Source organism: Sphaerisporangium sp. TRM90804 (genome assembly GCF_029846175.1).
GTDB lineage: Bacteria > Actinomycetota > Actinomycetes > Streptosporangiales > Streptosporangiaceae > Sphaerisporangium.
Genome location: NZ_JARWAC010000021.1, coordinates 129,485 through 150,696, shown reverse-complemented (window position 1 = coordinate 150,696; position 21,212 = coordinate 129,485). Strand labels below are relative to the sequence as shown.

Genomic DNA, 21,212 nt, shown 5'->3' with positions numbered 1-21,212 from the left:
CCGTCAGGCCACGGGGGCGCGCAGGTCGCGACGCAGCTCGTGCGGCAGGGCGAACCGGACGTTCTCCGGGACCGACTCGACCTCCTGGACGTCGGTGAAGCCGTGGCCCGCCAGGTGGGCCAGCACGCCCTCGACCAGCGCCTCGGGCACCGAGGCGCCGCTGGTGAGACCGACCGTGGTGACGCCCTCAAGCCATTCGGGCCTGATGTAGGAGGCGTCGTCGACGAGGTAGGAGGCGTCGGCTCCGGCGTCCACGGCGACCTCGACCAGGCGCTTGGAGTTGGAGGAGTTCGTGGAGCCGACCACGATCACCAGCTCGCACTCGCGCGCGATCTCCTTGACGGCGATCTGGCGGTTCTGCGTGGCGTAGCAGATGTCGTCGCTCGGCGGGTCGATGAGGCTGGGGAAGCGCTCGCGCAGCCGGGCGACGGTCTCGTTGGTCTCGTCGACCGACAGGGTGGTCTGGGAGAGCCAGACCAGCCGCTCGGGGTCGCGCACCTGGACGCCGTCGGCGCCGTCGAGCCCGTCGACGAGCTGGATGTGGGCCGGGGCCTCGCCCGCCGTGCCCTCGACCTCCTCGTGGCCCTCGTGGCCGATGAGCAGGATGTCGTAGTCCCTGGCGGCGAAGCGCTTGGCCTCGTTGTGCACCTTGGTGACCAGCGGGCAGGTGGCGTCGATCGTGCGCAGGCTGCGGCGCGCGGCCTCCTCGTGGACGGCCGGGGACACCCCGTGCGCGGAGAACACCACGATCGCGCCCTCGGGCACCTCGTCGGTCTCCTCGACGAAGATCGCGCCGAGCTCCTCAAGCCTGCGGACCACGTGGGTGTTGTGGACGATCTGCTTGCGCACGTAGACGGGCGCCCCGTAACGCTCCAGAGCCTTCTCGACCGCCTCGACCGCGCGGTCGACGCCGGCGCAGTATCCGCGGGGCTTGGCCACCAGGACGCGACGGGTCGCGGGGGTCTGCGAAGTCATGGACCCATGTTATGTGTTCGGGTGTCATGTGGTCGGCCTTCCCGGTTCCGCTTCCTCGGGCATGCACGGTTCATCTGCTTTCCTATGCTTAGAGAGCGTGCGACACCCGTCCGTCCGCCCCTTGACCTTTAGCGGCACAGTCTGACCAGACTGGTCGTCCGAAATCAGATCCCTAGGGAGCCGGCATGTCAGTAACCGACATCGTCCGCACCATAGCCAAGAATGTCCGGCAGACCGTCTCCGACACCCAGGAGCTCAAGGAGAAGGCCAAGGACCTGCCGCTCAACGTGCTGCAGACGGCTCTGACCGGTGTCGGGCAGGCGCTGATGCTGAGCGACCGCATCCGGACGGGCGTCAAGCGGCTGCTGAGCGACGAGGAGAAGGGCCCGTTCCCCGCCGACCAGGGGGAGGCGCGCCCGGTCGCGCAGGTGGTCGTCGAGGAGCCGGAGCAGAAGCCGGCGCGACGCGAGCCGGTCATCTTCGCGCCCCGCCCCAGCGCGCCCGAGCAGAGCCGCAACGGCGCCGCCCCCACGCCGGCCCCCGCCGCCGAGGCCGCTCCCGCCGCTCCCCCGGCTCCGGCCAAGCCCGCCAGGGCCCCCAGGCCCGCCGCTGCGGCCAAGCCCGCGGCCACGAGCTCCGCCAAGCCGGCCACGAGCTCCGCCGAGCCGGCCGCCGAGACCACCGCCGGGCCCACGCCGGCCAAGCCCGCCGCCAAGGCGTCCGCCGAGCCGGTCGCCCCGGAGGCCGCGCCCAAGCCGAGGGCCGCCAGGAAGCCGAAGGCGGCACCGGGCTCTCCCGCCACACCGGCCGATGCCGCGCCCAAGCCGGCCCGCAAGCCGCGCGCCGCCAAGCCGGCGGGCGCCACCCCGGCCGCACCGGCGGGCGGCGCCTCCGCGACGGCCGGAAGCACGGCCGCCGGCACGTCTCCGGCGCTCTCCGAGCCCATGCCCGGTTACTCGGAGCTGTCGATGGCCTCGCTGCGCGCCCGGCTGCGCGGCAAGTCGGCCGAGCAGATCCGCGCGCTGCTGGAGTACGAGCGCGAGAACGCCGCCCGCGACGACATCGTGCAGATGTACACCAAGCGCCTGGCCAAGCTGGAAGCCGGGGAGCAGGCCTGACTGCGTAGGCTGCCCGCATGACGGCGAAGACCTCACCCGAGCAGCCCCTTCCGATCCGCTCGGTCCTGCAGATGGTGGGGCAGTGGATCGGCAAGCTCGGCACGGTGTGGGCCGAGGGGCAGATCACCGAGCTTTCCTCCCGCGGCGGCACGGTGTTCCTCACCCTGCGCGATCCGGTCGCCAACGTGTCGGCGCGCATCACCTGCCCGCGCAACGCCTATGAGGCGGCCGTCCCCAGGCCGGTGGACGGCGCGCGGGTCGTCATGCTGGTCAAGCCAGACTTCTGGGTCAACAAGGGCTCGTTCGCGTTCACCGCGCTGGAGATCCGCCCCGTCGGCGTCGGCGAGCTTCTCGCCCGGCTCGAACGCCTGCGGCAGGTCATCGTCGCCGAGGGCCTGGCCAACGCCGACCGCAAGCGGCGACTGCCGTTCCTGCCCGGCACCGTCGGCCTGATCTGCGGCCGCGACTCCGCCGCCGAGCGCGACGTCCTTGAGAACGCGCGCCGCCGGTGGCCGGCCGTCCGGTTCCGGGTCGAGACCGTCGCCGTCCAGGGGCCCTACGCGGTGGGCGAGGTCACCGAAGCGCTGCGCAGGCTCGACTCCGACGGCGAGGTCGACGTGATCGTCATCGCCCGGGGCGGCGGCTCGCTGGAGGACCTGCTGCCGTTCTCCGACGAGTCGCTGGTGCGCGCGGTGTCGGCCTGCCGCACCCCCGTCGTGAGCGCCATCGGCCACGAGCAGGACAACCCCCTGCTCGACCTGGTCGCCGACGTCCGCGCGTCCACCCCCACCGACGCGGCCAAGAAGGTCGTCCCCGACGTCGGCGAGCAGCTCCAGCTCGTGCGCCAGCTCCGCGACCGCGGGCGGCGCGTGGTGTCCGGCTGGCTCGACCGCGAGACCGCCTGGGTGGCGGCCGTGCGGTCACGGCCCGCCCTGGCCGACCCCGTGCGCGAGATCGAGCGCCGCGCCGAGCAGGCCGAGGCCCTGCGCGACCGGGCGCGGCGCTGCCTGGGCTCGTCCCTCGACCGCGCCGAGGACTCCCTCACGCACCTGCGCGCCCGGCTGGTCACCCTCTCCCCCGCGGCCACGCTCGAACGCGGCTACGCGATCGTCCAGCACACCTCGGGCGAGGTCGTGCGCATGGCCGCCGACGTCAAGGCCGACGACGAGCTGAGCGTGCGCTTCCCCGACGGCCGCGTCGGGGTGACGGTCTCCACGCCGCCCGCCTGAGGCTCGGGGGCGCCGGCTGCCCGTAGGGTGGTCCCTGTGGCTCAGGAGAAGGCTGATACCCCGTCGTACGAGCAGGCCCGCGAGGAGCTGACCGAGGTGGTGCGCCGGCTGGAGGCCGGGGGGCTCACCCTGGAGCAGTCGATCGAGCTCTGGGAGCGCGGCGAGAAACTGGCCGCGATCTGCGAGGAGTGGCTCCAGGGGGCCCGCGTGCGGCTGGCCGCCGCGATGGCGCGCCGCGAGGAGCCGGCGGCCCCGGGCGCGGGTGACGCCCCCTTCTGAGCCGGCCCCGCGCCGGCTACGACGGAGCCGGCGAGGACGGAACCGGTGAAGGCGGAGCCGTCCCCTTGGGCAGGGGCTTGAGGGAGGCCGCCAGGGCGGTGAGCTCGTCCCAGCCGGCGGTGCCGGTGACGACGACGGTCACCCCCGGGGCGGGCAGCACGAGGGTGCGCTGGTTCTTGTCGGAGCGGAAGCGCTCCTGCCAGGCCTGGCCGGCGATCTGGCGGGTGCCGGTCACCTTGTCGCTGTTGGCCAGGCGGTTGGCGAACGCCTGCGCCGGCTCGTCGCTCTGCGCCAGGGTCGCGTGCTCACGCTGGGCGGTCGCGAAGCCGAGCCGCCAGGTGACGTGGCCCCTCTTGTCGACGCTGGAGCTGTTCGGCACCCAGCCGGCGGGCACGGGCTCGGGCACCCGCACCTCGTACGGCGCGACGCGGCGCAGCTCGGCGACGGTCATCGAGTAGTCGACCACCGGGATGTGCTCGGTGCGGCTCTGCGGGGTGACGAGCAGGAAGACGCCCACGAGCGCCAGGCAGAACAGCACGGCGAACGCGTACCCGTAGAAGCCTTCGAGGAATCGGCGCACAACCAGGCAGAGTACCGGCCGGTGCGGCCGGTCGCGGACCCGCCACCACCGGGCGTGTCAGGAGCGCTCGATGCGCCCGATGATCTCCAGGACGGCCTCGGCCAGCTTCTTCGACTCGGCGACGTCCTCGGCGAGCGCGACCTCCGACACCGCGGCGGCCAGGGCTCCGGTCACCACCACGACCAAGGCGCCGCGGTCCTCCTCGAAGAGGGCGGCGTTGCGCCGCGCCCAGTGGCGCATGCGGTCGCGCATGAGGACCTCGAAGCCGGGGGGGCCGTCGCCGCGCAGGAACAGCGCGGCCAGCTCGCGCTCGTCGAAGCAGCCGTCGAGGTAGGCCCGGGCGCCGGCGACGAACAGCCGCATCGGGTCGGCCTCGCCCCCGGCGCGCGCCTCCTGCACCGCCTGCTTGGTGCGGTGGACCTGACGGACGTGGAACTCGTCGAAGAGCGTGAGATAAAGGTCGGCCTTACCGGAGAAATGGTGGTAAAGGCTTCCCACGCTGGCGCCGGCGCGGGACACGACGTCGGTGACCCCGGCCTCGGCGAATCCGCGGGTGACGAACACCTCCCTGGCGGCGTCCAGCAGCGCGCCGCGGGTGGCGGCTCCACGTTCCGAGGTACGCACGGTCACAGGCCGTTCCGTGTCACTGCTCATGCAGGTGACAGTATCCCTCCGTCGGCCGCCGAAGTGAGACAACTACGATCGTTGTAATCGGCTGGGATCGGAAAGAGAGGACGCGGGGTGCGGCGTTCTGGGCACCCCGATCGCCGTTCGTCCAATCTAGAGGGGCTTGTCATATGACGGAACAGACGTCCGTACCGCCGGCGTTGGCCACCGAGCGGCACGCTCCCGACCGCAACCTGGCGATGGAGCTCGTCCGGGTGACCGAGGCCGCCGCGATGGCGGCCGCCCGCTGGGTCGGGCGGGGTGACAAGAACGGCGCCGACGGCGCCGCGGTCAACGCCATGCGCCAGCTCATCAACACGGTGTCCATGAGCGGTGTCGTGGTGATCGGTGAGGGCGAGAAGGACAAGGCCCCGATGCTCTTCAACGGCGAAGAGGTGGGCGACGGCAGCGGCGCCGCGTGCGACGTGGCCGTCGACCCCGTCGACGGCACCCGGCTGACGGCCCTCGGCATGCCCGACGCCATCTCGGTGATCGCGGTGAGCCCGCGCGGGTCGATGTACGACCCCTCGGCGGTGTTCTACATGGACAAGCTGGTGACCGGCCCGGAGGCGGCCGACTCCGTCGACATCGACGCGCCCGTGGCGGCCAACATCGCCGCGGTGGCCCGCGCCAAGGGATGCACCCCGGCCGACGTCATGGTCGTCCTGCTCGACCGGCCGCGCCACGAGGAGCTGGTGCGGGAGATCCGGGAGACCGGCGCGCGCATCAAGTTCATCACCGACGGCGACGTCGCCGGGGCGATCATGGCGGCGCGCAGGGACACCGGCGTCGACCTCATGCTCGGCGTCGGCGGCACGCCGGAGGGCATCGTCGCGGCGTGCGCCCTGAAGTGCCTGGGCGGGGTGATCCAGGGCAAGCTGTGGCCGCGCGACGACGCCGAGCGCCGCCGGGCGCTGGACGCCGGGCACGACCTCGACCGCGTGCTCACCACCGACGACCTGGTCAGCTCCGACGACGTGTTCTTCGCCGCCTCGGGCGTCACCGACGGCGAGCTGATGGGCGGTGTGCGCTACCGGGCCGGGGTCGCCGTCACCCACTCCCTGGTCATGCGGGGCCGCTCGGGCACCGTGCGCAAGGTCGAGAGCGAGCACCAGCTCTGGAAGCTGCGCGCCTATAGCGCCATCAACTTCGACACCGCCACCTGACCCCCGGCTCGCGGACCGGGCTCAACAACGCGGCGCCCTTGCCCTGCTCGCGGCCGGGGCTCACAGCGCGGCGCCCTTGCCCTGCTCCCGGACGGGGCTCAACAGCGCGCGACGCCCTGAGCCCGGGCTCGCGGCCGGGGGCCACAGGGCGCGGCGCCCTGAGCCCGGGCTCGCGGCCGGGGGCCACAGGGCGCGGCGCCGTAGCCCGGCTCGCGGACGGGGCTCGCGGGGCGCGGCGCCTTAGCCGGCTCGCGGGCCGGGGTCACAGGGCGCGGCGGCGGGCCCAGCCGCGCTTGGGCGGCTTGGGGTACTTGGCGACGACGTTGCCCATCATGATCGTGCCGGTGATCTCGATGACCGGCGCGTCGGGCGGCAGGTGAGCGGGCGCCTGGTTCTTCTTGCCGCCGAGCACGGCGGAGGCCGGCATGACCACGCGCACGCCGTCGGGCACGAGCAGCGTCAGCGTGGCCCCGACCACGGTGGCCCGCAGGGTGACGTGGCTGCTCTGCAGCAGGGCGTCGCGCAGGTCGAGGGTCACGCCGGTGCCGATGGCCGTCACCGGGTAGTGCGCGGGCACCACCCAGCGGCCGTCGCGCTGCTCGGAGCGGAACAGCGCCATCACCGGCGCGCCGTCGGCGCGCAACGGCTGCAGGTGCTCGGGCAGCAGGTCGGCGGTGAGAGCGGACAGCTCGCCCAGCGTGCGGGCGTGGTAGGCCGCCTCGACGCGTTCCTCGTGCTCCGCGAGGTCGAGCCGGCCGTCGCTCAGCGCGTCGGCCAGCACGGCGACCACCCGCTCGCGGTCGGCGTCGGAGGCCCGCAGCTCGTGCGGCGCCGGCCCGTCGCCCGGCGGCGTGTGGTTCAGGAAGCCGGACAGGATCTGCCGCAGAGCCGGGGCCGCCTGCCGGTTCCATCGATCGTTCCAGCGGTCGTACCGCGCTCCGCGTTGCGCTTCCACCCCTTGACACTAACCCGGCCGGGCCACCCGCCGGCAGATGGAAACACGTCCACCGGACGCGATCAGGGGTCGGGAGGACGCGCCTCGGCACACGCGGACGCGTCCACCGGACGCGTTCCGGGACCGGGAGGACGCGCCTCGGCACACGCGGACGCGTCCACCGGACGCGATCCGGGGCCGGAACGACGCGCCTCGGCACACGCGGACACCTCCCCCGGACGCGTTCCGGGGTCGCCCGATATCGGATGGCGAAGTGTCGGTGGCGTTTCCTATGGTGGCCGCATGCCCATCCTGCAGACGCCGTCCAGGCGGAACGCCTCTCCGGTGCGCACCGAGAGCGCGATCTCCATCAGGGGCGCGGTCAAACGCTACGGCGAGATCACCGCGGTCGACGGCCTCGATCTGGAGGTCCCCCACGGCGTCTGCCTCGGGCTGCTGGGGCCGAACGGCGCGGGCAAGAGCACCACGATGCGGCTGCTCACCTCCCAGTCCCGGGCGTCCTCGGGCGAGATCACCGTCCTGGGCCACGCGCTTCCCCGCGCCTCCAAGATGGCGCGCTCGCTCATGGGCGTCGTCCCCCAGCAGGACAACCTCGACGAAGAACTCACCACCCGGCAGAACCTGGAGGTCTTCGCCCACCTCTACCGCGTGCCCCGCGCGGGCCGCGTGGCCGCCGTCGACCGCGCGCTCAAGGTGGCCCAGCTCACCGACCGCGCCGGCACCAAGGTGGGCGACCTGTCGGGCGGCATGCGCCGCCGCCTGCTCATCGCGCGCGGCCTGGTGCACCGCCCCCGCCTGGTGCTGCTCGACGAGCCGACCGTCGGGCTCGACCCCCAGGTGCGCCAGGAGCTCTGGTCGCTGGTGGCCGAGCTGCGCTCCGAGGGCGTGACGACGCTGATGTCCACCCACTACATCGAGGAGGCCGAGCGGCTCGCCGACGAGTGCGCGCTGATGTCGCGCGGCCGGGTGGTGGCGCGGGGCACTCCCGCCGCGCTGATCGCCGAGCACGCGGGCAAGCGTGTCGACGAGCACTTCGGCAGGCCCGAGCGCGTCGCCGAGGTCGAGCGCCTGGCCCGCGAGGCGGGCCTGTCGACCCGGCGCACCGGCCCGTCGGTCGCCGTCCTCGCGTCCGAACGCCAGCCGGAGTCCCTGCGCGAGCTCCTCGGCCCCGCCCACGTCGAACGCGCCGCCAACCTCGAGGACGTCTTCGTCGTCCTCACCGGCGAGAGCGTCGAATGACCCCCACCCTCCGCCCCGCACGTGAGGCGGCCCGCCCGGTGTCGCTCACGCCCGGGGCGGCGCGCCGCGCCTCCCCCGCGCCCGGCCCGACCCGTCCCGCCCCGCTCACACCCAGGCCGCCCTGTTCCGCCTTCCCGCCGCCCCTGGCGGCCCGTTACGGCTCGGCCGGGCGTGAGGCGGGGGCGGCCATGCTCAAGGAGATCCGATGACCGCACCGTCCACCCGGGCCGAGGGGCCCGCGCTGCGGTGGTTCGAGTGGGCTCCGGTGCGCGGGGTGTGGCGCCGGGAGCTGGCGCTTTACAAGCGTTACTGGCCGTCCACCTCGTTCGCCGCGCTCGTGGAGCCGACGATCTACCTGCTGGCCTTCGGCTTCGGGTTCGGCGCGGTCATCGGCGCGGCCTACGGCTACGACTACCGCGACTTCGTCTCCACGGGCGTGGTGGCCACCTCGGTGCTGTTCATCAGCGCCTTCGGCGCGATGTTCGGCACCTTCATCCGCCGCACCTTCCAGCACACCTACGACGCCGTGCTGGCCGCCCCGGTCGACGTGCACGAGCTGGTGACGGCCGAGGCGTCCTGGCTGGCCGCCAAGGCCGGGCTGTACGGCTGCGCGCCGATGGTGGTCGGCATGGCGTTCGGGCTCCCGCCGAGCCCGGGCATGCTGCTGGTGCCGTTCATCGGCTTCGTCACCGGGCTCGGCTTCGCCCTGTTCGGCATCTGGGTGTCGGCGATCGTGCCCTCGATCAACACCTTCGACTACGTCATCAGCGGCGTGCTGGCCCCGATGTTCCTGGTCGCCGGCACGTTCTTCCCCACCGACCAGCTCCCGTCGTGGGCGGCCACCGCCGCCAGGGTCAACCCGCTCTACCACTGCGTCGAGCTGGTGAGGGACGCCGTGTTCCTGCGCCTGGGCGTGCACGACCTCGTCCACGTGGCCGTCCTGCTCCTGTTCGCGGCCCTGATGTGGAGCCTGGCCGTGTGGAAGATGCGCGCCCGCATGATCGACTGACCGGCGTCAGAGGCAGGCCGGTCACCCGCCACGGCGTTCAGGTCGCGGCGCCGGTGCTGATCGTCCCGTGACCGGTTCCCATCGGGCGATCGCCGGGCCGCGACCCGTGCCGGACGACCGGCGACCCGTGACGACCGGCGACCCGTGGGGGAGGTCAGCCGGTCGTCCAGACGCCGGTGGCGGCGGTCTCCTTCACGTAGTCGGCGAAGTCGCGCGGGGCCCGGCCCAGGACACGCTGGACTCCGTCGTCGAGGTGGGCGTTGCGGCCGTCCAGGATGCCGCCGAACAGGTCGGCGAGGAAGGCGGCGTAGTCCTCGGGAACGCCCTGGGCGGTCAACGTGGACCGGTACCGCTCCGGCGTGACGGGCAGGTACGCGACCTCACGTCCGGCGGCCTCGCCGATCGTGGCGGCCGCCTCGGCCAGGGTGAGCAGGCGGGGGCCGGTCAGCTCGTAGACCTGGCCGGCGTGCCCGTCCCGCGTCAGGGCCTCCACCGCGACGTCCGCCACGTCGGCGACGTCGACGAACGGCTCCGCCACCTCGCCGGCCGGGAGGGCGACCAGGCCCTCCCGTACCGGGTCCAGCAGGAAGTCCTCGCTGAAGTTCTGGGCGAAGAAGCTCGCCCGCAGGACGGTCCACTCCGGGACGCCGGAGTCGCGCACCCCCTGTTCACTCACCCGGGCCGCCTCCTCGCCCCGGCCCGACAGCAGGACCAGGCGGCGGGTGCCACCGCGCGCGGCCAACTCGGCGAACGCGCGGATCGACTCGGCGGCCCCGGGGAACGCCAGGTCGGGCTGGTAGGTGACGTACACCGCGTCGGCACCGCGCACCACGTCGGGCCAGGTCTCCGGCTTCTCCCAGTCGAACGGCGGCGTCCCCGCGCGGGAGCCGGCCCGCACCCGCAGCCCGCGCCCGGCGAGCCGTTCCACCACTCTGCGCCCGGTCTTCCCCGTGCCACCCAGAACCAGGATGGTCTTCGTCTGTTCCGTCATGCACCCAAGTAAAAGGCGACCGGTTGAGACGGACCATGGCTGAGAGCATCGTTTCCATGTTCGAGCGTCTACACCCCTGATACTGAGTCCACCGCCACGCTTCGCCGGGCGGTCGGCCGCACGGGTGGGGATTGACCGGCCGGGGCGGCGACCGTAGCCTGGCGCGATCTGAATCAGCCTCACGTTTTGCTCCCCCTCGGAGGCCGAGGTGCCCACCCACCGCGACCGGCGCGCGCGCCTGGCCACCTATGCCGTGTTCTTCACCCAGGGCCTGACCTTCGCGACACTGCTCACCCAGGTCGCCGCACTGCAGAGAAAGCACGGGCTGAGCGACGGCGAGCTGACGATCCTGCTGCTGGTCGTGCCGGTCATCGCCGGGGCCGGAAGCGTGCTGGCGGGCGAGGTCGCCAAGCGGCTCGGCAGCCGATGGGTGCTGCGGATCGCCCAGCCGCTCGCGGGCGTCGCCGTGGTGCTCGCCGGGCTCGCCCCCAGCGTGCCCGTGCTGGTGGCGGCCAACGTCCTGTTCGGGCTGTGCCTGGGCGCGGTCGACGCGGCCATGAACATGCAGGCCGTCACGGTCGAGCGCAGGTACGAGCGGCCCATCCTCACCGGTTTCCACGCCCTGTGGAGCGCGGCGGCGGTCGCCGGGGCCGCCTGGGCCTCGGCGGCGGGCGGCATGGGCCTGGGACTGCCGGTCACCTTCGCCGTCGCCATGGCGGCCGGCGTCGCCGTCGCCGTCGCGGCGGCCCCGGCCCTGTACGGCCCCGCCGAGGAGCACGTCCATCAGCCGGACGCCCCCTCCCCGGCGGCGGGAGCGGCGCCTCCCCCCGCGGCGCGGTTCCCGTGGCGGCCGATCCTGCCGCTCTGCCTCGCGATGGCGTTCCTCTACGTGGGGGACGCGTCGATCTCCAACTTCGGCTCCGTCTACATGGACAAGATCATGCACGCCTCGGCGGCGGCCGTCCCGCTGGCGCTGGGCGCCTACCAGGCGGCCACGTTCGTGGTCCGGATCGGCGGCGACCTCGCCGTACGCAGGTACGGCCCCGCCGCCATCGTCCGAGCCGGCGGCCTGCTCGCCGCGCTCGGCTTCGCCGGCATCGTCGCGGCCCCCAGCGAGCCGCTGGCGGTCGTCGCGTTCGCCCTGGCCGGGGTGGGCCTCTCGGTCGTCGCCCCGCAGTCCTTCTCGGCCGCCGGCCGCCTCGACCCGGCCGGCACCGGCGTCGCGGTCGCCCGCGTCAACATGTTCAACTACGTCGGCTTCATCGTCGGCGCCGCCCTGGTCGGCGGCATCGCCGAGGCCGCCGACTACCGGATCGCCTTCCTGGCCCCCCTCGTCCTGACCGCGGCCATCATCGCCCTGGCCCGCGGCTTCCAGCCGAGGACCCGCCTTCAGCCCGCCGAGCCGGCGGCCTAGGCACGCCGAGTCGAAGCGTGACGCGGTCCCCGGCCTCCGGCGAGGTGCGGGCCGTTCCCGAGCCGCCGACGGCCTAGCGGTTCCCGCCGTCCGGCGTCCAGGTCGCGAGCCGGTATCTCCCCCCGCCACGGGAGGCTCAGTCCGTCGGTATTCAGTCTTGCTATGTACCGGTATTCGGTGTCACTATGTACCAGTAGTCAGTCTTGCTGAGTAGCTGAAAGGAGGGGTGTTCCATGGGCAAACAGGTGACCGAGATGCTCAAGGGAACACTGGAGGGCATCGTCCTCGCGATCCTGTCCGGCCGGGCCGCGTACGGCTACGAGATCACGGCGTGGCTGCGCGACCAGGGCTTCTCCGACATCGCCGAGGGCACCGTCTACGCCCTGCTCGTCAGGATCGAGCAACGCGGCCTCGTCGACGTGGAGAAGGTCCCCTCCGAGAAGGGGCCGCCACGCAAGGTCTACTCCCTGAACGCTCAGGGACGCGAGTACCTCGAAGAGTTCTGGAGGACCTGGAGCTTCCTCTCGGAACGGCTCGAACAGCTCCGCGAAGGAGGCGAGTAGACATGGCCGCAGGGCCGATCGAGCGGAAGAAGCGCTTCCGGCGACTCGTGGAGATCGTCACGGGACCGTTCGAGGACAAGAGGCGCTACCGGGAGTACAAGGCGCGCACGGAGCGGCTTCCCAAGAGCTACCACACGGCGATCGAGGCACTGCATCGCTACATGCTGTACTTCGGCCCCGGGAAGGCCGACAGCCTGCTGAGGATGCTGGAGGATCTCGCCGACCTCTTCGAGCAGAGCGCGGCGAACGGAACCCCGATCCGCGAGGTCGTCGGGGAGGACCCCGTGGAGTTCGCCGAGACGTTTCTCCGGAACTACCCCGAGGGTCAGTGGATCGGCCGGGAGCGGGAGCGGCTGTCCAGCGCCATCGATCGCGCCGCGCGCGACGAAACGTGACGAACCATGACGAGAGAACGGATATCCGGATGACAGCCGAACAGGTTAAGAGCCCTGCGATTCGCGTGCAGGGTCTGGAGAAGTCGTACAAGACGCTGCGGGTGCTGCGCGGGGTGGACTTCGACGTGGCGCGGGGCAGCATCTTCGCCCTGCTGGGCTCCAACGGGGCCGGCAAGACCACGGTCGTGAAGATCCTTTCCACGCTGCTCAAGGCCGACGCGGGCACCGCCCGGGTCAACGGCTTCGACGTCGCCGCACAAGCGGCGGACGTGCGGGAGTCCATCAGCCTCACCGGGCAGTTCGCCGCCGTCGACGAGATCCTCACCGGGCGCGAGAACCTCGTGCTCGTCGCCAGGCTGCGCCACCTCAAGGAGCCGGGCAGGATCGCCGACGACCTGCTGCGGCGGTTCTCGCTGGCCGACGCCGGCGCCCGCAGGGTGGCGACCTACTCCGGCGGCATGCGCCGCCGCCTCGACATCGCCATGAGCCTCATCGGCGATCCCCCGATCGTCTTCCTCGACGAGCCCACCACCGGGCTCGACCCCCAGGCGCGCATCGAGGCGTGGCAGGCCGTCAGGGAGCTCGCCGCCCAGGGGACGACGGTGCTGCTCACCACGCAGTACCTGGACGAGGCCGAACAGCTCGCCGACCGGATCGCGATCCTGCACGAGGGCCGGATCATCGTGAACGGCACCCTCACCGAGCTCAAGCAGCTGCTCCCGCCCGCCAAGGTCGAGTACGTCGAGAAGCAGCCGACCCTGGAGGACGTCTTCCTCACGCTCGTCGGCGCCGACGGCGGGGTCGCGGCGCCGGCGATTACCACGACATCCGCACCGACGAGTAAGGAACAGCGATGACCAGGCACTTCTTCGGCGACACCACCGTCCTGCTGGGACGATCCCTGCGCCACATCACGCGCAGCGTGGACACCATCATCACGACCGCGATCACGCCGATCGCCATGCTGCTGCTGTTCGTCTACGTGTTCGGCGGCGCGATCAACACGGGATCGGTGTCATATGTGAACTACCTGCTGCCCGGCATCCTGCTCATCACGGTCGCCTCGGGCATCGCCTACACCGCGTTCCGGCTCTTCCAGGACATGCAGAGCGGCATCTTCGAGCGGTTCCAGTCGATGCCGATCGCACGGTCGTCCGTGCTGTGGGCGCACGTGCTGACCTCGCTGGTCGCCAACCTGATCTCGCTCGTGGTCGTCGTGCTCGCCGCCCTGCTCATGGGCTTCCGCTCCGGGGCGGGAGTGGCCGCGTGGCTCGCCGTCGCCGGCATCCTGATCCTGTTCACCCTGGCGCTGACCTGGCTCGCCGTCATCGCCGGCCTGTCCGCGAAGACCGTGGACGGCGCGAGCGCGTTCTCCTACCCGCTCATCTTCCTGCCGTTCATCAGCTCGGCGTTCGTGCCCACCGCCACCATGCCCGGCCCGGTGCGCTGGTTCGCCGAGAACCAGCCGGTGACCTCCATCGTCAACGCCATCCGCCACCTGTACACCCAGCAGCCGGTCGGCGGCGACATCTGGACCGCCCTCGCCTGGTGCGTCGGCATCCTCGTCGTGGCGTACGTCCTCGCCACGGGCACCTACCGCCGCAAGATCGCCTGAGCGGGCCCCGCATCCGCGGGCGCGGCACCGGCATCCCGCGCAGGAAAGATCCCTACCTTTAGCGCGCCGCCCCCCGGCCGGAGGGCGGCGCGCTAAAGGTAGGGACGCTGGGCGCGCTTGGCCTGGTCGTACTTCTCTCTCGGGGCCGGGTCGGCGGAGACCTCGGCGGTGGGGACGTCCCACCAGGCGGTGGTGTCGGGGCCGGGGCCGGGGACGGTCTCCACGTGGACGACGGTGGTGGCGGTGGCCTCCCTGGCCTTGAGCAGCGCGGCGCGCAGGGAGGTGAGGTCGCAGGCCCGCAGGACGTCGGCGCCGAGGCTGGCGGCGTTGGCGGCGAGGTCGACGGGCAGACGGTCGCCGTCCAGGCCGCCGGACGACGAGCGCATGCGGTACGACGTGCCGAGGCGGCGGGCGCCGACCGACTCGGAAAGGCCGCCGATGGACGCGAAGCCGTTGTTGTCCACGAGCACGACCACGAGCTTGATCCCCTCCTGGACGGCGGTGGCGATCTCCTGGGCCATCATCAGGTAGGAACCATCACCGACCAGGACGAAGACCTCGCGTTCAGGGGCGGCCATCTTGACGCCGAGGCCCCCGGCGATCTCGTAGCCCATGCACGAGAAGCCGTACTCCACGTGGTAGGCCTTGGGGTCGGAGGCCCGCCACAGCTTGTGCAGGTCGCCCGGCATCGAGCCGGCGGCGTTGACGACCACGCCGTCCCGGCCGGCCACGTCGTTGAGCACGCCGAGCACGGCCGGCTGGGTGAGCGCCTCCCCCGCGTACAGGGCCGACACCCGCTCCTGCCAGTCGCGGCTCAGCTCGGCCGCCCGGGACGTCCACGCGGGGTCGGCCCGCCAGCCGTCCAGGTCGAGCAGGGCCAGGCCCTCGCGGGCGTCGCCCACCAGCATGACGGCCGCGTGCTTGGCGGCGTCGAAGGCGGTGACGTTGAGGTTCACGAACCGGGCGTCGCCGAACAGCGTGCGCGAGGCCGTGGTGAAGTCGGTGTAGCGGGTGCCGACGCCGATCACGAGGTCGGCCTCTCGGGCCATGGCGTTGGCGGCGGCCGTGCCGGTGTGCCCGATGGAGCCGAGCGCGCACGGATGGTCGTGCGGCAGCACGCCCTTGCCCGCCTGCGTCTCCCCCACGGGGACGCCGTGCGCCGCCGCGAAGGCGGCCAGTTCTTCCCACGCCTCGCTGTAGACGACGCCGCCGCCCGCGACGATCAGCGGCCGGCGCGACTTCTTGATCGCCTCGACGGCCCTGGCCACGGCGGCGGAGTCGGGCACCGGGCGGGCCACGTGCCACACCCGCCGCTCGAACAGCTCGGCCGGCCAGTCGTGCGCCTCGACCTGGACGTCCTGCGGCAGCGCGAGCGTCACGGCGCCGGTCTCGGCGGGGTCGGTGAGCACCCGCATCGCCGCCATCAGCGCCGAGGGAAGCTGCTCGGGCCGGTTGACCCGGTCGAAGAAGCGCGACACGGGCCGCAGGCAGTCGTTGACGCTGACGTCGTACGACCGCGGGTCCTCCAGCTCCTGCAGGACCACCCCGGCGGCCCGGGTGGCGAAGATGTCACCCGGGAGCAGCAGCACGGGCAGCCGGTTGATCGTGGCCAGCGCCGCGCCGGTCACCATGTTGGTGGCGCCGGGGCCGATCGAGGTCGTGCAGGCGAAGGTGGACAGCCGGTTGCGCGTCTTGGCGAACCCGGCGGCCGTGTGGACCATCGCCTGCTCGTTCCTGGCCAGGTAGTAGGGCAGCGGGTCTCCCAGCCCGGCGCCGCGCTCGGCGAGCGCCTGGCCGATGCCGGCGACGTTGCCGTGCCCGAAGATGCCGATACAGCCCTCGATGAGGCGCTGCTCGACGCCGTCGCGCTCGCTCCACTGCTCGGCGAGGAACCGCACCAGCGCCTGCGCGACGGTGAGCCTGATCGTGGTCATGCCCGCTCCTGTCGTACTCCGGCCCGGCGGCGACCGGCGCCGGCCGTCATCCCCGCCTCGCGTCGTCGTGGCGGCCGGGGGCCGCGGTCATGGGGACACGCGGGTCGATGGGTTGTCCTTCCCAGCTCCCGCGGATCCAGGCGTGCCTGGGGTCGTCGCAGAAGGCCATCGAGCGCTGCTCGGCGGGCCCGGCCAGCACGTTGAGGTAGTACAGGTCGTACCCCGGGGCCGCCATCGAGGGGCCGTGGTAGCCGTGCGGCACCAGCACGACGTCACCGCAGCCGACCTCGGCGAGCACGTCGATGGGCCGGCCCGGCGAGCCGTAGACCCGCTGGTAGCCGGGGCCGCCCTCGAAGTAGTAGATCTCCTCAAGCACGGCCTCGCGCTCGGAGGCGGTGTCGTGCTTGTGCGGCGGGTAGGACGACCAGTTGCCCTCCGGGGTGAGCACCTCCACGGCCACCAGCTTGTCGCACTCGAACGCCCCGGGCGAGCAGAAGTTGTTGACCTGGCGGCTGGCCCGCCCCGCTCCGCGCACCTCCACCGGGACGTCCGCGGCCGGGCCGTACCGCACGGGGAGGCGGCGGGTGGCCAGCGCGGACGGCAGCGCGAACCGCCCCTCCCCGGTGAGCCGCACGGCGGCGCCGACCGGCAGGTACGCGAAGTCGGTGACGCCTTCGAACACCGACGGGCGCCCGTGCAGTTCGAGCCGGACCCCGTCGCACTCCACGGCGCACGCGCCGCTGAGCGGCAGGACGAGCATCTCCTCGTCGCCGGTGGCGAACTCGACGGTCTCGCCGCTGAGGGTGAGCGCCCGCAGCCCGGCGTACGTCCACCCGGCCAGCTCCGGCGTCACGCACAGCGCCCAGGGCGCCGCCGCGGTGGAGCCCGCGGGGATATACGACATCAGGACACCTCCAGCATCCCGGCGGCGGTGTCGACCGCCGCGGCGACGTCGTCACCGGGCGGGTACAGCAGCGCGCGCCCGACGACCAACCCTCGCACGCCGGGCAGCCGCAGCGCCTTGCGCCACGAGGTGTAGACCTCCTCGGGCGCGGCGGTGGGGTCGCCGCCGAGCAGCAGGGTGGGCAGGGTGGTCGCCTCCATGACCCGCTCCATCTCATCGATCACCGGGATCTTGAGCCAGGTGTGGGCGGAGGTGGCGCCGAGACCCTGGGCGACGTGCATGGCGTGGATCATGCCCTCCGGTGACAGGTCGTGGCGCACCGCCCCCGCCTCGCGGCGCGACCAGAACGGCTCGATCAGGGCGGGCAGCCCCTCGCGCGCCAGGGCGGTCACGGCGCGCGCGCACGCCTCCAGCGTGTTCGCCGTCTCGGGGGAGTCGAGGCCGATGCGGCAGAGCATCTTGCCGCCGTCGAGCCGCATGGCCACGATCGCCTCGGTGTCGTAGGCGGTGAAGCGGTCGTCGAACTCGAACGCCGTGCCGTGAATGCCGCCCCGGTTCATCGAGCCGATGACGAGCTTGTCGTCCAGCGCCCCGAGCAGCAGCAGGTCCTCCACGACGTCGGGCGTGGCGAGCAGGCCGTCCACCCCGGGCCTGGCGAGCGCGACGCCGAGCCGGTCGAGCAGGTCGACGCGGCTGGCCATCGCCAGGGGGCGCCCGCGCACGCCGAGCGCGCCCCGGGCGGGGTGGTCGGCCGCGATGATCAGGAGCTGGTCGCGTTCGCCCAGCAGCGGCCTGCGGCTGCGCTCCGCGGCGGCCTCGGCGACGCGCCACGGGTGGCGGGCGCGGTCCTCCGTCAGCCTGCGGCGATCGTCGTCACGCATGGGCTTTCCCCGAGAGCACTGCCTCGACCTCCTCGGATGTGGGCATGGCGGGCGCGCAGGCGAGCCTGCCCGCCACGATCGCGCCGGCGGCGTTGGCGAAGCGCAGCGTGGTCTCCAGGTCGCGGCCGGCGAGCAGGCCGTCGCACAGGGCGCCGCCGAACGCGTCCCCGGCGCCGAGGCCGTTCACGACCTCGACGGGTACGGGCGGCACGACGACGGTCTGGCCGGCCGTCATGCCGAGCACGCCGCCGGCGCCCTGTTTGACGACGGCCAGCTCCACGCCCATGTCCAGCAGCGCCTCGGCGGCGGCGTACGGCTCGCGCGTGCCGGTGGCGACCTCGCACTCCTCCAGGTTGCCCACGGCCACGGTCACGTGCCGCAGCGCCTTGCCGGCCCACTCCCCGGCCTCGGCGGGGGACGCCCAGAACATCGGCCGGTAGTCGAGGTCGAGCACGGTGAGCGGGGCGCGCCCCCTGGCCTCCCAGGCGGCGAAGTGGGCCGCGCGGGACGGGTCCTGGGACAGGCCGGTGACGGTCCCCCAGAACAGGCCGGCGTCCCTGATCGCCGCCATGTCCAGCTCTTCGGGGTAGATCTCCAGGTCAGGGGCCTTGGGGAAGCGGTAGAAGTACAGCGGGAAGTCCTCCGGCGGGCGGATCTCGCAGAACGTCACGGGCGTGGGCAGCCCTTCGACCGCGGTGACGTGCCGGTCGTCCACGCCGTACGAGCGCAGCGCGTCGTGGATGAACAGGCCGAACGGGTCGGCCCCCGTGCGGGTGATCACCGCGGCGCGGCGGCCCAGCCGGGACGCGGCCACCGCGACGTTGGTGGCGCTGCCGCCCAGGTACTTGCCGAAGGTCTCCACCTCGCGCAGCGAGACGCCGACCTGGAGCGGGTAGATGTCGACGCCCACCCGCCCGATCGTGAGCACCTCGGTCATGCGCGGCCGTCCAGCCCGGCGAGGTAGGCCAGGCTCTCGCCCACCGACCCGCGCGGCCCGCCGCCCTCGGGCGGCTCGGCGTCGAGCACGACGTCCTGCTCCATCACGTACCAGCCCCGGTAGCCGGCGGCGGACAGGCCCGCGACGATGCCCGCCACGTCGACGTCGCCCCGGCCCAGCGGCCGGTAGACGCCGGCGCGCACCGCCTCGGTGTAGGTCAGCTCCCCGGCCCGCACCTTCTCGGCGAGCGTGGCGTCCACGTCTTTGAGGTGCACGTGTGCGACCCTGGCTGCTGCCCTGGACACCAGGTCAAGCGGGTCGGTGCCCCCGATGAGTAGGTGGCCGGTGTCCAGGCAGAGCGGCATGCCGGAGCCGTCGAGCACGCGGTCGACCTCTTCGCGGGTCTCGATCATCGTGCCGACGTGTGGGTGCAGCGTCACGGCCCTGCCGAACGGCTCGGCGGCCCGCAGCAGGCGCCCGAGGTTGTCCAGCAGCGTCTTCCAGCCCTCGGCGTCCAGCCGCGGCCGGACGTCGTAGCCGTCGGCGCCGGTGGCCGCGGCCAGCACGACCGTCTCCACGTCGCCCTCGGCGAACGAGCGGAACGTGGCCGTGGCCTCCGGCAGCGGGTCGTGCGCCGGGTCGTGCAGGACGACGGGGACGAACCCGCCGATGCCCCGCAGGCCGTACGCGCCGAGCAGCGCGCGCCGCTCGTCGGCGTCCCCGGGCAGGAACCCGTCGGGGCCCAGCTCGGTGGCGGTGAGGCCGAGCGCGCGCATCTCGCCGAGCACCCGCTCCCGGTCGAGCTGGTGGCCCCAGCCCGGCACCTCGCAGACCCCCCAGGAGATCGGCGCCGCGGCGACCCGCGGAGCGTCGCCGGCCGCGGTCATGCCTCCACCTCCACGACCTTCACCGGGCGCCCGGCGCGGCGGGACAGCTCGGCGGCCTCGGCGATCCTGAGCGCGGCCAGGGCGTCCCGCACCGAGGAGGCGCTCGGGCCGCCGTCCCGCACGCTCGCCAGGAAGGCGGCCATCCCGGCGACGTACGCCGCCTCGAAGCGGGTGCCGAAGTCGGGCCACGGCTCGCCGCCGGGGAAGCCCGCGCCCGGCTCCGCCGAGGTCAGCGGCACGCGGTCGTCCAGTCCGACGGCGACCGTGCGCAGGGTGCCGGCCAGCTCCATGCGCACGTCGTACCCGGCGCCGTTGTAACGCGAGCCCTGCAGGGTCACCAGCGTGCCGTCGTCCAGGGTCAGCAGCGCGGCGCTGGTGTCGACGTCGCCGGCCTCGGCGAAGAAGGCGGCGCCCCGGTTGGCGCCCGTGGCGTACACCGTGTCGACCTCGCGGCCGGTGACCCAGCGCAGGATGTCGAAGTCGTGGATGTGGCAGTCGCGGAAGATGCCGCCCGAGAGGGGGATGTACGCGGGGTCCGGGGGCCGGGGGTCGGCGCTGAGCAGGTGCACGCGGTGCAGGTCGCCGAGCTCGCCGGCGAGCAGGGCCGCGCGGGCGGCGGCGTAGCCGGCGTCGAAGCGGCGCTGGAAGCCGATGTGCACGAGCGTGCCGCTGCGCCCGGCGACCTCGGCGACGCGCACGGTCTCCTCGATGGTCGGCGCCACGGGCTTCTCGCAGAAGACGGGGATGCCCGCCTCGCAGGCCCGGGTGATCAGTTCGGCGTGCGTCGAGGTGGGGGTCGCGATCACGACGGCGTCCGTCTGGAAGGCGTCGCCCACGACGCCGCCGACCCGGGCCGCCACGTCGGCGGCCCTCGCCTCGTCGGCGTCCCACACCACCAGCTCGCCCACGTCGGGATGCGCGGCCAGCGTCACGGCGTGGAAGGCGCCGATGCGGCCAAGACCCAACAGACCCACACGCATGCTGCCTCCGCGCCTCGATCAGCTCATCACGGCTCGCCCCCAGTTCTAAGTACCAGAATGTCCGGAGTCAAGACTTTGTCCTGACATTCAGATGAACTGTGGTCCTGGCGACGCGGCGGGCGGACGGGGGCGGACGGCCCCCCTCAGCGGGTCACCACCACCGGGCCCGGCCGGGGATGGCGTGCTTCTCCTCGTGGGTGCCGACCGGCCGAAGGTCGTCCCCGGCCAGGTCGCGGCCCGTCCATTCGCAGTGCTCGTCGCTGCGGTTCCCGGCCTCGTACTCCCGCCGTTCGCGAGCGGCCCGCGCGCTCTCCCGCTCCGGCAGCACCGGCCACTGGACGGTCTCCCCCTTGATGCCTTTCAGCACGACGGTGAGCAGCGCCACCCCCAGGACGGCGGAGAGCACCAGCACCCCCAGCACGCCGAGCACGATGTAACCCGGATCCATGACTCCCCCGATCGTGGACGCCCGTGTTCTGTCTCCGAGCGTATAGA

The 21,212-nt window shown here is 73.0% G+C and carries 23 protein-coding genes; 11 read left to right on the top strand and 12 right to left on the bottom strand.

Annotation, left to right across the window (positions count from 1 at the left end; genetic code table 11):
• Positions 1–3: 3 nt before the first annotated feature.
• Positions 4–975 carry a 4-hydroxy-3-methylbut-2-enyl diphosphate reductase gene (locus PYR91_RS25820; RefSeq protein ID WP_279783661.1) on the bottom strand — a complete coding sequence of 324 codons (972 nt, stop codon included), beginning with the start codon at positions 973–975 and terminating at the stop codon, positions 4–6.
• A gap of 185 nt (positions 976–1,160) precedes the next feature.
• Between PYR91_RS25820 and PYR91_RS25815 the strand changes: the two genes are divergently transcribed.
• The 3 genes from PYR91_RS25815 to PYR91_RS25805 are packed head-to-tail and all read left to right on the top strand — an operon-like array spanning position 1,161 to position 3,601.
• Positions 1,161–2,093, top strand: coding sequence for a hypothetical protein (locus tag PYR91_RS25815; RefSeq protein WP_279783660.1), 933 nt, complete (start codon positions 1,161–1,163; stop codon positions 2,091–2,093).
• Positions 2,094–2,110: 17 nt separating this feature from the next.
• Positions 2,111–3,322 carry an exodeoxyribonuclease VII large subunit gene (gene xseA, locus PYR91_RS25810; RefSeq protein WP_279783659.1) on the top strand — a complete coding sequence of 404 codons (1,212 nt, stop codon included), beginning with the start codon at positions 2,111–2,113 and terminating at the stop codon, positions 3,320–3,322.
• Between the two features lie 36 nt (positions 3,323–3,358).
• Entirely contained in the window at positions 3,359–3,601 is a 243-nt protein-coding gene (locus PYR91_RS25805; RefSeq protein WP_279783657.1) for an exodeoxyribonuclease VII small subunit, read from the top strand.
• Positions 3,602–3,617: 16 nt separating this feature from the next.
• On the opposite strand, the gene PYR91_RS25800 is transcribed toward PYR91_RS25805, so the two are convergent.
• Positions 3,618–4,181, bottom strand: a complete 564-nt coding sequence (locus PYR91_RS25800) for a DUF4245 domain-containing protein (protein ID WP_279783655.1) — start codon at positions 4,179–4,181, stop codon at positions 3,618–3,620.
• 57 nt (positions 4,182–4,238) lie between these two features.
• Positions 4,239–4,835: a helix-turn-helix domain containing protein gene (locus tag PYR91_RS25795; protein WP_279783654.1), complete on the bottom strand. Its 597-nt coding sequence runs from the start codon at positions 4,833–4,835 to the stop codon at positions 4,239–4,241.
• A gap of 143 nt (positions 4,836–4,978) precedes the next feature.
• On the opposite strand from PYR91_RS25795, the gene glpX reads away from it, so the two are divergent.
• Entirely contained in the window at positions 4,979–6,013 is a 1,035-nt protein-coding gene (gene glpX, locus PYR91_RS25790) for a class II fructose-bisphosphatase (protein ID WP_279783652.1), read from the top strand.
• Positions 6,014–6,275: 262 nt separating this feature from the next.
• Here the strand turns inward: glpX and PYR91_RS25785 are convergent, their stop codons facing one another.
• Positions 6,276–6,968, bottom strand: a complete 693-nt coding sequence (locus tag PYR91_RS25785) for a DUF1707 domain-containing protein (protein WP_279783651.1) — start codon at positions 6,966–6,968, stop codon at positions 6,276–6,278.
• A gap of 282 nt (positions 6,969–7,250) precedes the next feature.
• On the opposite strand from PYR91_RS25785, the gene PYR91_RS25780 reads away from it, so the two are divergent.
• Positions 7,251–8,207 (top strand): ABC transporter ATP-binding protein, encoded by a 957-nt coding sequence (locus PYR91_RS25780; RefSeq protein ID WP_279783649.1) that lies wholly within the window; start codon positions 7,251–7,253, stop codon positions 8,205–8,207.
• Between the two features lie 205 nt (positions 8,208–8,412).
• Entirely contained in the window at positions 8,413–9,216 is an 804-nt protein-coding gene (locus PYR91_RS25775) for an ABC transporter permease (RefSeq protein ID WP_279783648.1), read from the top strand.
• 154 nt (positions 9,217–9,370) lie between these two features.
• Here PYR91_RS25775 and PYR91_RS25770 read toward each other — a convergent pair whose 3' ends face one another.
• Positions 9,371–10,207 carry an NAD(P)H-binding protein gene (locus tag PYR91_RS25770; protein WP_279783646.1) on the bottom strand — a complete coding sequence of 279 codons (837 nt, stop codon included), beginning with the start codon at positions 10,205–10,207 and terminating at the stop codon, positions 9,371–9,373.
• 208 nt (positions 10,208–10,415) lie between these two features.
• Here PYR91_RS25770 and PYR91_RS25765 point away from each other — a divergent pair, with 208 nt between their 5' ends.
• The 5 genes from PYR91_RS25765 to PYR91_RS25745 all read left to right on the top strand — a co-directional run bounded on the left by PYR91_RS25765 (position 10,416) and on the right by PYR91_RS25745 (position 14,194).
• On the top strand, positions 10,416–11,621 hold the full coding sequence (locus PYR91_RS25765) for an MFS transporter (RefSeq protein WP_279783645.1): 1,206 nt from the start codon (positions 10,416–10,418) through the stop codon (positions 11,619–11,621).
• 233 nt (positions 11,622–11,854) lie between these two features.
• The gene (locus tag PYR91_RS25760) at positions 11,855–12,184 is read left to right on the top strand and encodes a PadR family transcriptional regulator (RefSeq protein WP_279783643.1); all 330 of its coding nucleotides are present in this window, start codon (positions 11,855–11,857) and stop codon (positions 12,182–12,184) included.
• A gap of 2 nt (positions 12,185–12,186) precedes the next feature.
• Positions 12,187–12,579 (top strand): DUF1048 domain-containing protein, encoded by a 393-nt coding sequence (locus tag PYR91_RS25755; RefSeq protein ID WP_279783641.1) that lies wholly within the window; start codon positions 12,187–12,189, stop codon positions 12,577–12,579.
• Positions 12,580–12,608: 29 nt separating this feature from the next.
• A complete protein-coding gene (locus tag PYR91_RS25750; protein ID WP_279783640.1) occupies positions 12,609–13,436 on the top strand; it encodes an ATP-binding cassette domain-containing protein in 828 nt (275 codons plus the stop codon).
• Positions 13,433–14,194: an ABC transporter permease gene (locus tag PYR91_RS25745; protein ID WP_279783639.1), complete on the top strand. Its 762-nt coding sequence runs from the start codon at positions 13,433–13,435 to the stop codon at positions 14,192–14,194. Before PYR91_RS25750 ends, PYR91_RS25745 begins: the two co-directional genes overlap by 4 nt.
• Before the next feature lie 92 nt (positions 14,195–14,286).
• On the opposite strand, the gene iolD is transcribed toward PYR91_RS25745, so the two are convergent.
• The 7 genes from iolD to PYR91_RS25710 all read right to left on the bottom strand — a co-directional run bounded on the left by iolD (position 14,287) and on the right by PYR91_RS25710 (position 21,165).
• Positions 14,287–16,128, bottom strand: a complete 1,842-nt coding sequence (gene iolD / locus PYR91_RS25740; RefSeq protein ID WP_279783637.1) for a 3D-(3,5/4)-trihydroxycyclohexane-1,2-dione acylhydrolase (decyclizing) — start codon at positions 16,126–16,128, stop codon at positions 14,287–14,289.
• A gap of 46 nt (positions 16,129–16,174) precedes the next feature.
• Complete coding sequence (iolB, locus tag PYR91_RS25735) at positions 16,175–17,032, bottom strand: 5-deoxy-glucuronate isomerase (RefSeq protein ID WP_279783635.1); 858 nt, start codon at positions 17,030–17,032, stop codon at positions 16,175–16,177.
• Complete coding sequence (locus PYR91_RS25730; protein ID WP_279783634.1) at positions 17,032–17,913, bottom strand: deoxyribose-phosphate aldolase; 882 nt, start codon at positions 17,911–17,913, stop codon at positions 17,032–17,034. The genes iolB and PYR91_RS25730 overlap by 1 nt, the downstream gene beginning before the upstream one ends.
• Positions 17,906–18,850 carry a 5-dehydro-2-deoxygluconokinase gene (gene iolC / locus PYR91_RS25725; RefSeq protein ID WP_279783633.1) on the bottom strand — a complete coding sequence of 315 codons (945 nt, stop codon included), beginning with the start codon at positions 18,848–18,850 and terminating at the stop codon, positions 17,906–17,908. The genes PYR91_RS25730 and iolC overlap by 8 nt, the downstream gene beginning before the upstream one ends.
• On the bottom strand, positions 18,847–19,737 hold the full coding sequence (locus PYR91_RS25720) for a TIM barrel protein (protein WP_279783632.1): 891 nt from the start codon (positions 19,735–19,737) through the stop codon (positions 18,847–18,849). The genes iolC and PYR91_RS25720 overlap by 4 nt, the downstream gene beginning before the upstream one ends.
• Positions 19,734–20,717 carry a Gfo/Idh/MocA family oxidoreductase gene (locus PYR91_RS25715; RefSeq protein WP_279783631.1) on the bottom strand — a complete coding sequence of 328 codons (984 nt, stop codon included), beginning with the start codon at positions 20,715–20,717 and terminating at the stop codon, positions 19,734–19,736. Before PYR91_RS25715 ends, PYR91_RS25720 begins: the two co-directional genes overlap by 4 nt.
• A 151-nt stretch (positions 20,718–20,868) precedes the next feature.
• Entirely contained in the window at positions 20,869–21,165 is a 297-nt protein-coding gene (locus tag PYR91_RS25710) for a hypothetical protein (RefSeq protein ID WP_279783630.1), read from the bottom strand.
• Positions 21,166–21,212 lie beyond the last annotated feature (47 nt).

What these genes read in the sequence shown, in the direction of transcription:
- PYR91_RS25820 (WP_279783661.1), bottom strand. Translation starts at nt 975, where the DNA reads ATGACTTCGCAGACCCCCGCGACCCGTCGCGTCCTGGTGGCCAAGCCC.
- PYR91_RS25815 (WP_279783660.1), top strand. Translation starts at nt 1,161, where the DNA reads ATGTCAGTAACCGACATCGTCCGCACCATAGCCAAGAATGTCCGGCAG.
- xseA (WP_279783659.1), top strand. Translation starts at nt 2,111, where the DNA reads ATGACGGCGAAGACCTCACCCGAGCAGCCCCTTCCGATCCGCTCGGTC.
- PYR91_RS25795 (WP_279783654.1), bottom strand. Translation starts at nt 4,835, where the DNA reads ATGAGCAGTGACACGGAACGGCCTGTGACCGTGCGTACCTCGGAACGT.
- glpX (WP_279783652.1), top strand. Translation starts at nt 4,979, where the DNA reads ATGACGGAACAGACGTCCGTACCGCCGGCGTTGGCCACCGAGCGGCAC.
- PYR91_RS25780 (WP_279783649.1), top strand. Translation starts at nt 7,251, where the DNA reads ATGCCCATCCTGCAGACGCCGTCCAGGCGGAACGCCTCTCCGGTGCGC.
- PYR91_RS25775 (WP_279783648.1), top strand. Translation starts at nt 8,413, where the DNA reads ATGACCGCACCGTCCACCCGGGCCGAGGGGCCCGCGCTGCGGTGGTTC.
- PYR91_RS25770 (WP_279783646.1), bottom strand. Translation starts at nt 10,207, where the DNA reads ATGACGGAACAGACGAAGACCATCCTGGTTCTGGGTGGCACGGGGAAG.
- PYR91_RS25760 (WP_279783643.1), top strand. Translation starts at nt 11,855, where the DNA reads ATGGGCAAACAGGTGACCGAGATGCTCAAGGGAACACTGGAGGGCATC.
- PYR91_RS25755 (WP_279783641.1), top strand. Translation starts at nt 12,187, where the DNA reads ATGGCCGCAGGGCCGATCGAGCGGAAGAAGCGCTTCCGGCGACTCGTG.
- PYR91_RS25750 (WP_279783640.1), top strand. Translation starts at nt 12,609, where the DNA reads ATGACAGCCGAACAGGTTAAGAGCCCTGCGATTCGCGTGCAGGGTCTG.
- PYR91_RS25745 (WP_279783639.1), top strand. Translation starts at nt 13,433, where the DNA reads ATGACCAGGCACTTCTTCGGCGACACCACCGTCCTGCTGGGACGATCC.
- iolD (WP_279783637.1), bottom strand. Translation starts at nt 16,128, where the DNA reads ATGACCACGATCAGGCTCACCGTCGCGCAGGCGCTGGTGCGGTTCCTC.
- iolB (WP_279783635.1), bottom strand. Translation starts at nt 17,032, where the DNA reads ATGTCGTATATCCCCGCGGGCTCCACCGCGGCGGCGCCCTGGGCGCTG.
- PYR91_RS25730 (WP_279783634.1), bottom strand. Translation starts at nt 17,913, where the DNA reads ATGCGTGACGACGATCGCCGCAGGCTGACGGAGGACCGCGCCCGCCAC.
- iolC (WP_279783633.1), bottom strand. Translation starts at nt 18,850, where the DNA reads ATGACCGAGGTGCTCACGATCGGGCGGGTGGGCGTCGACATCTACCCG.
- PYR91_RS25720 (WP_279783632.1), bottom strand. Translation starts at nt 19,737, where the DNA reads ATGACCGCGGCCGGCGACGCTCCGCGGGTCGCCGCGGCGCCGATCTCC.
- PYR91_RS25715 (WP_279783631.1), bottom strand. Translation starts at nt 20,717, where the DNA reads ATGCGTGTGGGTCTGTTGGGTCTTGGCCGCATCGGCGCCTTCCACGCC.
- PYR91_RS25710 (WP_279783630.1), bottom strand. Translation starts at nt 21,165, where the DNA reads ATGGATCCGGGTTACATCGTGCTCGGCGTGCTGGGGGTGCTGGTGCTC.